At 64.5% G+C, this 13,276-nt stretch carries 15 protein-coding genes; 11 read left to right on the top strand and 4 right to left on the bottom strand.

Features of this window, described 5'->3' with window-relative positions; genetic code table 11:
* The first annotated feature begins 61 nt into the window (after positions 1–61).
* From lysS to H146_RS0104630, 6 genes are all read left to right on the top strand, one after another.
* Positions 62–1,582: a lysine--tRNA ligase gene (gene lysS / locus H146_RS0104655; RefSeq protein ID WP_019950699.1), complete on the top strand. Its 1,521-nt coding sequence runs from the start codon at positions 62–64 to the stop codon at positions 1,580–1,582.
* Between the two features lie 108 nt (positions 1,583–1,690).
* Positions 1,691–2,077: a hypothetical protein gene (locus tag H146_RS0104650; RefSeq protein WP_019950698.1), complete on the top strand. Its 387-nt coding sequence runs from the start codon at positions 1,691–1,693 to the stop codon at positions 2,075–2,077.
* Positions 2,078–2,121: 44 nt separating this feature from the next.
* Positions 2,122–3,537, top strand: coding sequence for an MFS transporter (locus H146_RS0104645; RefSeq protein WP_019950697.1), 1,416 nt, complete (start codon positions 2,122–2,124; stop codon positions 3,535–3,537).
* A gap of 69 nt (positions 3,538–3,606) precedes the next feature.
* Positions 3,607–3,945 (top strand): BolA family protein, encoded by a 339-nt coding sequence (locus H146_RS0104640; RefSeq protein ID WP_019950696.1) that lies wholly within the window; start codon positions 3,607–3,609, stop codon positions 3,943–3,945.
* Positions 3,946–3,978: 33 nt separating this feature from the next.
* Complete coding sequence (locus H146_RS0104635) at positions 3,979–4,908, top strand: hypothetical protein (RefSeq protein ID WP_019950695.1); 930 nt, start codon at positions 3,979–3,981, stop codon at positions 4,906–4,908.
* Positions 4,898–5,365, top strand: a complete 468-nt coding sequence (locus H146_RS0104630) for a GNAT family N-acetyltransferase (RefSeq protein WP_019950694.1) — start codon at positions 4,898–4,900, stop codon at positions 5,363–5,365. The genes H146_RS0104635 and H146_RS0104630 overlap by 11 nt, the downstream gene beginning before the upstream one ends.
* A gap of 28 nt (positions 5,366–5,393) precedes the next feature.
* Here the strand turns inward: H146_RS0104630 and H146_RS18425 are convergent, their stop codons facing one another.
* Entirely contained in the window at positions 5,394–5,657 is a 264-nt protein-coding gene (locus H146_RS18425) for a cell division protein ZapB (RefSeq protein ID WP_019950693.1), read from the bottom strand.
* 209 nt (positions 5,658–5,866) lie between these two features.
* Positions 5,867–6,661 (bottom strand): helix-turn-helix domain-containing protein, encoded by a 795-nt coding sequence (locus tag H146_RS0104620; RefSeq protein ID WP_019950692.1) that lies wholly within the window; start codon positions 6,659–6,661, stop codon positions 5,867–5,869.
* A gap of 316 nt (positions 6,662–6,977) precedes the next feature.
* Between H146_RS0104620 and H146_RS0104610 the strand changes: the two genes are divergently transcribed.
* Entirely contained in the window at positions 6,978–7,607 is a 630-nt protein-coding gene (locus H146_RS0104610) for a LysE family translocator (protein ID WP_019950690.1), read from the top strand.
* A gap of 96 nt (positions 7,608–7,703) precedes the next feature.
* Here the strand turns inward: H146_RS0104610 and rsmD are convergent, their stop codons facing one another.
* The gene (gene rsmD, locus H146_RS0104605; RefSeq protein ID WP_019950689.1) at positions 7,704–8,321 is read right to left on the bottom strand and encodes a 16S rRNA (guanine(966)-N(2))-methyltransferase RsmD; all 618 of its coding nucleotides are present in this window, start codon (positions 8,319–8,321) and stop codon (positions 7,704–7,706) included.
* A gap of 162 nt (positions 8,322–8,483) precedes the next feature.
* Here rsmD and ftsY point away from each other — a divergent pair, with 162 nt between their 5' ends.
* The 4 genes from ftsY (at position 8,484) to rpoH (ending at position 12,517) form a co-directional block, all read left to right on the top strand.
* On the top strand, positions 8,484–9,848 hold the full coding sequence (ftsY, locus tag H146_RS0104600) for a signal recognition particle-docking protein FtsY (RefSeq protein WP_019950688.1): 1,365 nt from the start codon (positions 8,484–8,486) through the stop codon (positions 9,846–9,848).
* A 12-nt stretch (positions 9,849–9,860) separates the two neighbouring features.
* Positions 9,861–10,529, top strand: a complete 669-nt coding sequence (gene ftsE / locus H146_RS0104595) for a cell division ATP-binding protein FtsE (RefSeq protein WP_019950687.1) — start codon at positions 9,861–9,863, stop codon at positions 10,527–10,529.
* Positions 10,526–11,518, top strand: coding sequence for a permease-like cell division protein FtsX (gene ftsX, locus H146_RS0104590; RefSeq protein ID WP_019950686.1), 993 nt, complete (start codon positions 10,526–10,528; stop codon positions 11,516–11,518). The genes ftsE and ftsX overlap by 4 nt, the downstream gene beginning before the upstream one ends.
* A 126-nt stretch (positions 11,519–11,644) precedes the next feature.
* A complete protein-coding gene (rpoH, locus tag H146_RS0104585) occupies positions 11,645–12,517 on the top strand; it encodes an RNA polymerase sigma factor RpoH (RefSeq protein ID WP_019950685.1) in 873 nt (290 codons plus the stop codon).
* Positions 12,518–12,620: 103 nt separating this feature from the next.
* Here the strand turns inward: rpoH and slmA are convergent, their stop codons facing one another.
* On the bottom strand, positions 12,621–13,229 hold the full coding sequence (slmA, locus tag H146_RS0104580) for a nucleoid occlusion factor SlmA (RefSeq protein ID WP_019950684.1): 609 nt from the start codon (positions 13,227–13,229) through the stop codon (positions 12,621–12,623).
* Positions 13,230–13,276 lie beyond the last annotated feature (47 nt).

The following is a 13,276-nucleotide window of genomic DNA, read 5'->3' as shown; positions in this document are numbered from 1 at the left end:
CGCGCTAACTCTTCCCGCCGCGCAGCGGCGCATCGACACATTGACGAGAATCGACACCGCCATGGCGAACCAGCACGACTCCCGACCCAGCGACGACAACCACCTGATCGCCGAGCGCCGCGCCAAGCTGGCCGAGCGCCGCGAACAGGCGAAGGCGGGCGGTGCCAGCGCCTTTCCCAACGACCTGCGCCGCGACAGCCTGGCCGCCGAGCTGCAGGCCGAGCTGGGCGACAGGGAGAAGAGCGAGCTGGAGCAGCTCGATCGTCAGGCGGCGGTGGCCGGGCGCATCATGCGCAAGCGCGGCCCCTTTATCGTCATTCAGGACGTCTCGGGGCAGATTCAGCTCTACGTGGATAAAAAGGGCCTGCCCGCCGAGCTGCTGGCCGATATTCAGAGCTGGGATATCGGCGATATCGTGTTCGGCCGCGGCCCGGTGCACAAGTCCGGCAAGGGCGATCTCTACGTGATGATGGGCGAGGCGCGGCTGCTGACCAAGAGCCTGCGCCCGCTGCCGGACAAGTTTCACGGCCTGACCGACCAGGAGGCGCGCTACCGCCAGCGCTATGTCGACCTGATCATGAACCCCGAGGTGCGCGATACCTTTCGCATCCGCGCCGCGGTAATCAGCGCCATTCGCCGGTTCTTCACCGAGCGCCACTTCATGGAGGTGGAGACGCCGATGCTGCAGCCGATTCCCGGCGGCGCCACGGCACGGCCCTTCATCACCCACCACAACGCGCTGGATATCGACATGTACCTGCGCGTTGCCCCCGAGCTCTATCTCAAGCGGCTGGTGGTGGGCGGCTTCGAGCGGGTGTTCGAGATCAACCGCAATTTCCGCAACGAGGGGCTGTCGACGCGCCACAACCCCGAGTTCACCATGCTGGAGTTCTACTGGGCGTTTGCGGACTACCGCGACCTGATCGCGCTGACCGAGGCGCTGTTGCGTGACGTGGCGCAGCAGGCGCTGGGCACTACCCGGCTGGCGCTGCACAGCGGCGAGATCGACCTCGCCCGCCCCTTTGCGCGCCTCACCATGCGCGAGGCGATACTGCACTACGGCGAGGGCATCGAGACCGCCGATCTGGACGACCGCGAGCGCGCCGCGGCGCTGGCCGAGCGGCTGGGTATTGCGGTCAACGCCGACTGGGGGCTGGGCCGGCTGTGGACCGAGCTCTTCGAACATGTCGCCGAACATCGCCTGGCGGCGCCCACCTTCATTATCGAATATCCCGCCGAGGTGAGCCCGCTGGCGCGGCGCAAGGACAGCGACCCCTTCGTGACCGAGCGCTTCGAGTTTTTTGTCGGCGGCCGCGAGATCGCCAACGGCTTCTCCGAGCTCAACGACGCCGAGGACCAGGCGGAGCGCTTCGCCGCTCAGGCGGCGGAGAAGGAGGCCGGTGACCAGGAGGCGATGTACTTCGACGCCGACTATATTCGCGCGCTGGAGTACGGCATGCCACCCACCGCCGGCGAGGGGATCGGCATCGACCGGCTGGTGATGCTGCTGACCGATGCCGCCTCGATCCGCGACGTGCTGCTGTTTCCGGCCATGCGTCCGGAGGGGGGCGGCGCCCAATAGCGCTCGCAGGTTTCTGACCCTGATCATGGCGCGCCGGCGCTGTCCGCGCCATACTGGAGCGCTGTCAATCGGGTAACCCCCTTACCGTCCCGCATCGGGAGAAGCGTGATGAAACTGGTCAACCGCTCGGCGCTCAGCGTGCGTCCCACCCAGGCCTTCGTGGACTGGATCAACTCGCTGGAAGCGACCGAGGGAGAGGACGATCTGACCCTCGAGGACGTCGAGCACGAAAGCACCGTCTATCTGATCCCCGAGATGGATACCGAGGCGGCGCTCAACGCCTGCCTGGGCGAGCGCTTCGCCGATATCCTCGAAAACGAACTCGCCGCCTGGGAGGAGAGCCCGCGCCTGTGGCCGGATATCAATGAGACCACCTTCCGCCGCTTTCTACGCATCGAGCATAGCTACCTGGCGGTCGACCTCGACGACGAGGCCGAGCTGGTACAGAGCGAGCTGGAAGACGGGCTGGTGTCGGATAGCGACAATTCGCAGTGAAACAGCGCCGCGCCTGCCCGGGCGGCGTCTGTCGGTGAACACTATTGAAAGCACTTCTTTCGTGGCGTGAAGGCGACGACGGCCTCGCGCCGCGTCAGCGTATTCTTGCCATGATGGTACTGATGTCGGGCTCCGTGATGGCGGTGCTCAACATCAATATGGTCAATATCGCCCTGCCCACCATCGCCCGTGAGCTGGGTGTCTCCTCGGCCGCCTCGGTATGGGTGATCAACGTCTACCAGCTGGTGGGTGCGGCCTCGATGCTGACCTTCGCGGCGCTGGGCTACCGTATCGGCCGCTACCGGCTCTATATCGGCGGCATGGTGATCTTCGTGCTCACCTCACTGGCCTGCGCGCTGGCGCCCAACCTGGCCTGGCTGGTGGCCTTTCGCGCCCTGCAGGGGCTGGGTGCGGCGGCGATGATGAGCATCGGTCCGTCGCTCTACCGGGTGATTTTTCCCACCCGGCTGCTGGGGCGGGCGATGGGGCTGACCGCCCTGACCGTCTCCATGGCGGTGGCGGCCGGGCCGGCGCTGGGTGGTGTCATACTGGCGCTGGCTGACTGGCCGTGGCTTTTCTGGGTCAACCTGCCGTTCGGCGTGGCGGCGATCTGGCTGGCGGTGCGCGCCCTGCCCTGGGAAGACAGCCATCCGCACCGCTTCGATGTGCTCGGCGCGCTGCTGTCGGCGCTGGGGCTGGGCGCCTTCGTGGTCATGCTTGACAGCTTCGCCGGCGCCGCCGAAACCGGTCTGCGCAGCGTAGCCCTGCTGGCGGTGGTCAGCGTGGTGGCGATGAGCGCCTTCGTGGCGCGCCAGCGGCGGCTGGAGGCGCCACTGCTGCCGCTGGTGATCTTTCGCGAACAGCGCTTTACGCTGGCGGTAATCACCTCCTTTTTCTCCTTTCTGGCCCAGGCCATGGCCTTTGTCAGCCTGCCCTTTCTGTTTCAGAGCGTGCAGGGCTATACGCCACTGGAGTCGGCCTTTCTGTTCACTCCCTGGCCGCTGGGGGTGATGATCGGCGCGCCGCTGGGCGGACGGCTGGCGGATCGCTACGCCGCCCCGCTGATCTGCGCCATCGGTCTGGCGCTTTTTATTGTCGGCATGGCGCTTTTGGCCCTGCTGGGCGAATCGCCGGCAACGCTCGATATCATCTGGCGCAGCGCCGTCTGCGGACTCGGTTTCGGGCTTTATCAGGCGCCCAACAACCGCGAGATGATGGGCTCGCTGCCGCTTGAGCGCAGCGGCAGCGCCTCCGGGGTGCTGGCCAGTGTGCGTACCTTCGGTCAGTCGGTCGGGGCCGCCTTGGTTGCACTGGTGCTTTCTGGGATAATGACAGCCGATACGGAAAACGCCCTGTCCGTCAGTCTGGCGCTGTGGTTGGGCATGTTCTCCGCCATGGTGGCGCTGGTCACCTCAACCTCGCGCTTTGCGCTGCGGCGAGGGCGTTACTCGCAGGCCTGAAGTGGCGCCGCTGAACCGCAAGGGCGTTGTCGACGATACTCAAACTGCATCCCCGCCGGAGGTATGACGATGACCGTTTCGGTTGACTCTCCCGACAGCGTCGATATCGCTGCGCTGATCGAACACAAGCTGGCCGCCTTCGAGCCGCAGTGGCTGCAGATCGAAAACGAAAGCCATCGCCATAACGTGCCGCCCAATGCCCAGACCCATTTCAAGGTGACGCTGGTGTCGAGCCGCTTCGAGCGCATGATGCCGGTCAAGCGCCACCAGCAGATTTACGCGGCGCTGGCCGACGAACTGGCGGGGCCGGTGCACGCTCTGGCGCTGCATCTCTACACCCCCGAAGAGTGGCAGGCACGCGGCGGGGCGCGCCCCGATTCCCCCGACTGCCGCGGCGGCGGCCGCTGAAACGCCGACGCCGGCCCTGCCCGGAAAAGCCTGATGGTCAGTGAACGACACCGTCGGCAGTATCTCGAGGCCATGGGCATTGGCCTGTGGGTAGCGCGCCGGCCGCTGCCCAACGCTCTCGATCGGCCTCTGCCGGAGGTCGAAGCGCCCGCTGACGCTGACGACACGCCTGCCGACCACAGCCAGCGCCTGCATGCCCTGATCGACGATGCCGCCGAGGAGCCATCGGCCGAAACGTCTGCCACCGAGGCCCGCACTGCGCCGGGCGATGTCTCGTCCGATGCCTCTACTTCCGCTACGCCACGCTCGGCGCGTGCGCTGCTCGATGGCCCGGATGCTGCGTCGTCATCCCCTTCGGCGCCGGCCGCAAGCGGTGGCGAAACACGCGAACGCGATGCTGCCGATAGCCTCGCAGCGACGCACGAGGCGCCTGACGGCGACCGCCAGGCGCTGCGTTTTACCCTGCAGGTAGCGGCGCTGGAGGGGCGCTGGCTACTGCTGCTGCCCCGCGAGCGAGCACCGAGCGACACCGAACTGCGGTTGCTCGAGGCGATTCTGGCCGCTGTCGAAGCGCGCAGCTCGCGGCCGCTGTCGTTTCAGCAGTTCGACTGGCCGATGATGGAGGGCGTACCGGTGAGCGATCCTCTGGACGAGGCCCGCCAGGGCTTTCGCGCCTTCATGGCCGGACGCCGCGAGCGCGGCTGGGTGCCTGAGCAGGTGCTGCTGTTTGGCCGCTTGCCGGCGCTGGAGCAGGTACTGGATATCGCCGATGGGCATAGCCGTCTGCTCGACCTGCCGCTGTGGCAGGGTCCGGCGCTGGAGGCGCTGAGCGACGCCGACAGCCGCCGTGAGCTGTGGCGGCAGATGGAGAGCTGGCCGCGCTGGTGGCAGGACGACGAGTCGCTGCCCGAGGGCGGTAGCGCCAACGGCGGTGCCGACGAGCGCCACGACGATGAACCCTGACGCCACTGCGCCGCATGTCGAGCCGGTGACGGATCCGGCTGCGGCGGCGCGTCTGGATCATGCCCTGCGCGGCCATGATGGCGGGTCGGCGGCACAGTTCGCCGCCGCGGCCGAGGACCCCGGTCGCGGCCTTTGGGGCATTTGTGAGCACGGCGAGCTGATCGCCTTTATTCTCTGGGCGCAGGGACCCTTCGACATCGAGCTGGAGATGGTGGGCGTGGCACCGGCGCGGCGCCGTAGCGGTCTGGCGGGCGTGCTGATCGAGACCATGCTGGCGACGGGGCGTGCCGCCCAGATGGAGCGGGCGCTGTTGGAAGTGCGTGCCGGCAATGCAGCGGCAATCGCGCTCTACCGGCGGCACGGCTTCGCCGTTGACGGCCACCGCCGGGGGTATTACCCGGCGCCGACGGGGGAGTTGGTGCGCGAGGACGCCGTGCTGATGTCGCGGATGCTGTAGGGCCGGATGACTTCCGGCCCGGTGCGCCTCACCAGGAGGGCTGGTGATCGTTGTGCTGATGATCGTTGTGCTGGTGGTTATCGTGATGGCCGTCGTGCTGTTCGCCACCGCCGCCCTCGAGTTCGCGAAAGCGCTCCAGCAGAGCGCCCAGTCGGGCCTCCCACTGCTGACGATCGCTTTTCAGCTGCTCATTCTCCTGGCGCAGCTCGTCGAGTTCCATACGCTGCATCTCGATGGTCTCGACGGCACTGTGAACGCGCTGTTCAAGCTGCTCGAAAAGTTCGTTGCTCATGCTCTGCTCCTGATTCGTATCGTGGCGCCGCCGCGCCGGTGCCCGCGCGGGGCCAGACTACGCCCGCGCGTCGCGTGCGGCAAGAGATGTGCCTTTACAGAATGGCGCATGTCACCTTCATCTACCTGCACCGGCGGCATGGTCGCTCACGCAGCAAAGTCGTGCCGAGTTGCTGGAGGCACAATCGCTCGGTCTGAACACTCACTGTTTCAATCGTAAATGGCCGAGACGACTGGAAGGCGCACAGTCTGCTGGAAGCGGGCCGGTGACATCCCCATCAAGTCACGAAATGCTGCAAAAAAAGCACTATCCGATTGGTAGCCCACATCGGCTGCGATTAACTTTACTGGAGTGCCCGCCTGCAGTAGCTGAGTTGCCTTGTAGATTCGACAACGAGTCCGAAGCCGGGAGATAGTGCAGCCAAGTTCGTCGCGTGCCAACCGGCGCAAGGATCGTTCGCTTAAACCTGCGTCCTTTGCCAACGTTGCGACAGGAACGTCTTCTTCGGGTGTGTCAAAAATACGCTTGCAGATTATCCGAAGTGAGTGTGACGGGGGCATCATTCCGCTTCCCGATGTCCACAGAAGCTGGCCGATCTGATCATACAGACACGCCTCCATCAATCGGCGCGATCTTTGCTTAACGCCCGGTCGAGAGACCTCCTGGATCAACGCTTTTGTAAGCCGGTTGAGAAAAAGCGATCCGATGGATGGGCTCGGGAGCGCGGCCTTGAAATAGATGCAGTTTACAAGGCATCGAGCATCGGAAGTCAGGGCGTGGGCGTTACCGCTTGGGACGAGTAATGCACCATCCGGTGGGATGCTGACAACTTGAGAGTCGAGAAGCAGGGTCGCGCCGGGTTGCTCGCACGTCGCGATCTGGTGATAGCTGTGGACATGGAGCTGATCAAGCTGCCTTGCCTGGAGTGGGTAGGGCAAAACAGATATCGCAGAATCGTCGAGAACATCTTCGCACCCACTATTCTGGCCGGTTTGAGCAGTCATTTGTCCGGAATCCGTAACACGGGGATATCCAATTTAACTACCGTTGTTGCAGTTATTCAAAGCTGACCTTCGGGAGTGACGAAATGAGCATATTTCCTGGCAGGAGACAACCATTATCCGGGTTCCGGCATCCCATTATATGCGGCGAGGAAAGGTACTTTGTGGCAGACGTGGGGAAGGGCGTTTTGGCGGTGCTTTGCTCGCGCCTCAATGTGCTACTGCCATTCGGAAATACCGGCAGCATCGTTATCGTGATGGCAAAGCCTGCTGACAGCACGGACATGCCAGTGGATCAGCTTTTCGGAACGCATTCGTGATGATGCTCGAAACCTATGTCGCCTATCTGCTCGTCGTAGCGGCTTTTTTCGTGACGCCGCCAAGCACGAGTCAATTGCTCATCATATCCAACAGCATTAGCCACGGGTTGGATCGCAGCATCAATACGATTGCAGGAGATTTGTTCGCAAATGCCATCCAGATCGCTGCGGCCGGCCTTGGTCTGGCAGCGATTGTCGCCGCATCAAGTCATGCATTCACGATCATCAAGTGGTTGGGCGTTATCTATCTTGTCTGGACCGGCATACGAGTCTTCAGATCGGAATCCACCGGCTTCGGTAGCAGCGGGGTCCGCACCGAGACGTCCAACTGGACGTTGTTCCGGCAGGGATTCTTTACGTCCCTGTCCAACCCGTTCGCGATCATCTTCTTTGGTGCCCTTTTGCCGCAATTTATTGCATCCGATCGAGGCTTGTCTCTGCAGATACTTATTCTCGGTGGGACATATCTTGTCGTTGACGGCCTGACGCTTGTCGGCTGGGGGTGGCTCGGAATCCGCGCAGCCAATGTATTGCGGCGTTATTCCTCCCGCCTTGTGAGCAGATGCTGCGGATTGGTCATGATTCTTGCGGCCGCACTGTTAGCCAGCAAAAGCTTTGCCGGTATTTGAATCAACGTCATTTGGGCTCTACTCAAAACAAGCGCACGGCTACCCGCGACGCAGCACTCGACCTCTGCCATCACTTCCGAATGGCGCATGTTACCTTCATCTACCTGCACCGGCGGCATGGTCGCTCACGCAGCGATAAAGTCGTGCCAGGCTGTCGCCGGCGCGGGTGGTGCGTTCGAGCTGCCAGCCGGGCGGTGGCGTGAAGGCAAGTTCGGCTTCGGTTTCGATGTAGATATAGGCGCCGTCGGCCAGCCAGCCGTCGCCGCTCAGGCGCTGGCAGCAGGCATCGATCAGCTGGCAGCGAAAGGGCGGGTCGAGAAATACCAGCGAGAAAGGGCGCGCCGGTGGCCGCTCCAGAAAGCCTTCGGCGTCCTGCTGATGGACCGCCATGGCAGCGCCGAGGGTAGCGAGGTTGTCCTCGATTTGCCGCGCTACGCGGCGTTCCGACTCGACGAACACCACCTCGCCGGCGCCCCGCGACAGCGCTTCCAGCCCCAGCGCGCCGGTGCCCGCGAACAGATCCAGCGCTCGCGTGCGGCTGTCGATGTGTCCCGATAGCCAGTTGAACAGCGTCTCGCGCACCCGGTCGGGAGTGGGGCGCAGCCCGGGATGGTCAGGGACCGGCAGCAGGCGGCGGCGAAAGTCGCCGCCGATCAGCCGCAGGCGGCCACCCCGGGCCGCGCGGGCTCTGCTATTCTGACGTTTTCGGCTCATGGATAACCTGTGATCTGACGCGACGCCGGGCGGCCGGCGCGGCAGCGCATGCCGCCGCGCCGGGGATTGTACCGGCGCCAGGCACCACGGTGGTAGAATGGCGCCATTCGCAGCACCGTCGGCCGGTGCGTTTCGACCCATTTTATTGTGACGATAGCGCCCATGTTCGGTTTTCTTAAACGCAAAAAGGACCGTCGCGACAGTGATGATCGCGACGAACAGCAGCAGGATCGGCACGACGCTGAGCAGACAGCCGAAGAGCACGGCGATGCGCCGCACGAAGCCGACAGTGTCGAGGCGCGCGAACGCCTCGATGAGCGCGCGCCAAGCAGCGAGCCGCCGGCAGAGGACGAGGCCTTCGAGCCGGTTGACGACGCGCCACGACCCGAAGAGGCCGCAGCGAGTCGCGACGCTGTCGTCGAGCCGGTACAAGCGCCTGTTGTCGAACCCGAGCCCGAACCCGAACAGCCGGTTGCCTCTGAAAGCCAGCGCCAGGTGCGCAATCGCGGCCGTGACAAGCCGGGTGCGGGCAGCCAGCAGCTGGGCAGTGAGAGTGGCCCCGAAACCGCCGACGTCACCGAGAGCGCTTCGACCAAAAAGGGCTGGTTCTCACGCATGCGCCAGGGGCTGGGCAAGACCCGCTCCAACCTCACCGATGGCCTGGCGACGCTGCTGCTGGGCCACAAGGAGATCGACGACGATCTGCTCGAGGAGCTGGAAACACAGCTTTTGATGGCCGATGTCGGGGTGGCGGCGACCAGCGAGATCATGGAGAACCTCGAGGGCCAGATTGCGCGCCGTGAGCTGAAAAACGTCGACGCGCTGTATCAATCGCTGCAGCGGGAGCTGTCGCGCATGCTGGAACCGGTGGCGAAGCCGCTGCGGCTGCCGCCGAAAGGCGAGGGCCCCTTCGTGATTCTGATGGTGGGTGTCAACGGCGTCGGCAAGACCACCACCATTGGCAAGCTGACCCAGCGCTTTCAGCGTCAGGGGCGCAGCGTGATGCTGGCGGCAGGCGATACCTTCCGCGCCGCGGCGGTGGAGCAGCTGCAGGTGTGGGGCGAGCGCAACAGCGTGCCCGTGATCGCTCAGCACACAGGCGCCGACAGCGCTTCGGTGATCTACGACGCGGTAGCGGCGGCGAAGGCGCGCAATATCGACGTACTGATCGCCGATACCGCCGGGCGGCTGCACAACAAGGGGCCGCTGATGGAGGAGCTCAGTAAGGTGCAGCGCGTTATGGCGCGGCTTGACGAAAACGCGCCCCACGAAGTGATGCTGGTGCTCGATGCCGGCACCGGCCAGAACGCCATTGCCCAGGCGGAGACCTTCAGCGAGGCGGCACCGGTTACCGGCATTACCCTGACCAAGCTCGACGGTACCGCCAAGGGCGGCATTATCTTCGCGATTGCCAAACAGCTGGGTATTCCGATTCGCTACATTGGTGTGGGCGAAACGCTTGATGACCTGCGTCCCTTCGAGGCGGAGGACTTCGTCGGCGCGCTGTTCGATCGCGAAGGCGGCTGAACCACCGTGGCGATGATCGAATTCGAACACGTCGGCAAGCGCTACGGCGGCCGCTTCGAGGCGCTGGCCGACGTCGGGTTTGCCGTCGAGCGTGGCGAGATGGTGTTTCTGACCGGCCACTCGGGGGCCGGCAAAAGTTCGGTATTGCGTCTTTTGATGCTGCTGGAACGGCCCTCGCGCGGGCGGATCAGCGTGGCCGGCCACGACATCACCCGCCTGCACGTGTCGCAGATTCCCTTCTATCGCCGCCAGATCGGCGTGGTCTATCAAAACCACCAGCTGCTGCACGATCGCAGCATTTTCGACAACGTCGCGCTGCCGCTGATCATCCGCGGCGCGGCGCCGCAGGAGGCCCGCAACCGGGTGCACGCGGCGCTCGACCGGGTCGGCCTTCTGCACCGCGAAAAGGCACTGCCGATCGAGCTCTCCGGCGGTGAGCAGCAGCGCGTGGGGATTGCGCGTGCGGTGGTGGCCAGGCCCGCGCTACTGCTTGCCGACGAGCCCACCGGTAACCTCGACCCTCAGCTGTCGGCGGATATCATGCGGCTGTTCGAGGATTTCAATCGCGTCGGTACCACTGTACTGCTCGCCAGCCACGACCTGGCGCTGATCGCCCGCCTGCGCCACCGCGTGCTGCGTCTGCGCGAGGGGCGGCTGGTGGCCGACGAGGAGGCCGCATGACGCGATCGCAACCCCCTTCCCGGGATTCGGCACCGCCGCGGCGCGGCGCGCGAACTCATCAGATTACCGCCGAGGGGCGCTCGCGGGCGTGGCGCCGTCACCACCGTCAGATGGCGCTGGATAGCCTGGGGCGGCTGCGTCGGCGGCCGCTGTCGACACTTTTGACCATGCTGGCGATCGCCATCGCCATGGTGTTGCCGGCCACCCTGTGGCTGGCGCTGGGCAGTGCGCAGCTTCTGGATGCCAACCTCGACGACAGCGCCCGGATGACGCTCTATCTCGATCAGGGCCTTTCCGAGTCACAGGCGATGGCGGTTGCCGAGCGCGCACGCGCAGAAGCGGGTGTTGCCGGCACCGAACTGATTACCGCGGCGGCGGGACTGGCCGAGTTCCAGCAGCGTCTGGGCATGGAGGACGCGCTGGCGATGATCGACGACAACCCGCTGCCGGCGACCGTACTGGTACAGCCGCAATCCCGCGATCCGCAGGCGGCACAGGCGCTGGCCGAGCGTCTGGGCGCCATCGACGGGGTCGAGGAGGCGCGCCTGGACATGGCGTGGCTGGAGCGACTGCGTCAGCTTGGCGAACTGGGCCGGCGCATCGTGCTGGTGTTCGGCGTCCTGTTCGGACTTGGCGTGCTGCTGGTCGTGGGCAACACCATCCGTCTGGCGGTGGAGAGTCGCCGCGAGGAGATCGAGGTAGTGACCCTGATTGGCGCCACTCATGCTTTCGTGCGCCGCCCCTTTCTCTATGTGGGGGCCTGGTACGGGCTGGGCGGCGGGCTGCTGGCGCTGGCGCTGCTGACACTGGGGCGCGGTTGGCTGTCGGCGCCGATCAACGCGATCGCGCAGAGTTTTGGCAGCCGCTTCGAGCTGCCCGGCATTGGCCCGGGTGGCAGCCTGCTGCTGCTGCTGGTCAGTACGCTGCTGGGTCTGATCGGTGCCTGGCTGGCGGTGGGGCGGCATCTTGCGGAGATACGCCCACGCTGAGAACGCGGGGCGAGAAAGTGTAGACCGGATCGACGGGAAAATCGCCCTCGGGGGAACCGTTATGCCACATTCTGGTCTATAATGGTGTTCAGATAATTGTTAAAGGCCATTGGAGACATTTTGCACATGAGCACCAGTCTTCAGCCTATCGGTCATCTCTCGCCGGGTAATGACCTCAACGGCTACATTCAAGCGGTCAACCGCATTCCGGTTCTGACCGCCGATGAAGAGCATGATCTGGCAACGCGTCTGCACCGTGACAACGACATCGAGTCGGCGCGTCGGCTGGTCATGTCGCATTTGCGTTTCGTGGTTCATATCGCGCGCAGCTATTCGGGCTACGGTTTGCAGCAGGCCGATCTGATTCAGGAAGGCAACGTCGGCCTGATGAAGGCGGTCAAGCGTTTCGATCCGGCCCAGGGGGTACGGCTGGTCTCCTTCGCCGTGCACTGGATCAAGGCCGAGATTCACGAGTTCGTGCTGCGCAACTGGCGCATCGTCAAGGTGGCGACCACCAAGGCGCAGCGCAAGTTGTTTTTCAACCTTCGCAGCGCCAAGAAGCGTCTGACCTGGCTCAATAACGACGAGGTCGATGCTATTGCGAAGGATCTCGACGTTCGCCCTGAGGCGGTACGCGAGATGGAAGGGCGTCTTTCCGCCTACGATGCCGGTTTCGACCCGGCGCCGGGCAGCGAGGATGACGAGCAGAGCTATCAATCGCCGTCGCAGTACCTCGAGGATCAGCGCAGCGACCCGGCTGCAACGCTCGAGGAGAGCGACTGGCAGGAGAACTCCTCTACCCATCTTCGCGAAGCCCTGGCGCAGCTCGACGATCGCTCGCGAGATATTCTCCAGCGTCGCTGGCTGGCCGAGCAGAAATCGACCCTGCATGAGCTGGCCGATACCTACGGCGTTTCGGCGGAGCGTATTCGCCAGCTGGAAAAGAACGCCATGAAAAAGCTCAAGCAGGCGATGGGCGAGAGCATGGAAGCGGTCTGACGACCGCTTCGCCCGGCGTTATCGATCTGAAGCTCAACGCCTGTGACCCCTGAAGGGTCGCGGGCGTTTTCACGTTGGCGCAGTGCCCGCAGTGCCGGTCGAGTCAGGCCGGCGGTAGCTCTTCCGCTGCCAACTGAGCGGCCAGTAGCGGCCACTGGTCTTCCCAGTGATTGAGCGGGCTGTTTTGAAAGTCGCTGCGCACGTACTGCACGATGCGCCCTTCGACGGTCGCCAGCGCCAGATTGGCCAGCGCCGAGATGGTGATCGGGGCGCGCCACTGCTCTTCGACCTCGGCGGTGCGCATTACCTGCTTGAGCTGCGTCTCCAGCCGCTCGAACAGTTGCACCACGCGTCCGCGCAGGCGCTCGTGCTCGCCGATGAGCGCCTCGCCGGTCATCACCCGGCACAGCCCCGGGTTGCGGTCGGCGAACACCAGCAGCAGGGTCAGAATGCTGTAGCAGCGTGCTCTGATGTCGCCGGCGTCGCTGACGATCAGCGCCACCCGCTCGAAGATCGACTGCTCGATATACTCGATCAGCGCTTCATACATCTTCGCCTTGCTGGGGAAGTGGCGATAGAGCGCCGCTTCCGAGACGCTGACCTCGCGCGCCAGCGCTGCGGTCGTGATGCGCTGGCCGCGCGAGCGTTCCAGCATCAGCGCCAGCGCCTGCAGAATCTGTTCCCGTCTGGAGATCTTGTTGTCCTGGGTCATGCGTTGTTGTCCTGCACTGACCGCTGCAAGGCGGTCGTTGATAGGGC

The organism is Kushneria aurantia DSM 21353 (assembly GCF_000382245.1).
Classification (GTDB): domain Bacteria; phylum Pseudomonadota; class Gammaproteobacteria; order Pseudomonadales; family Halomonadaceae; genus Kushneria; species Kushneria aurantia.
This window is presented reverse-complemented; position numbering and strand designations above follow the sequence as displayed.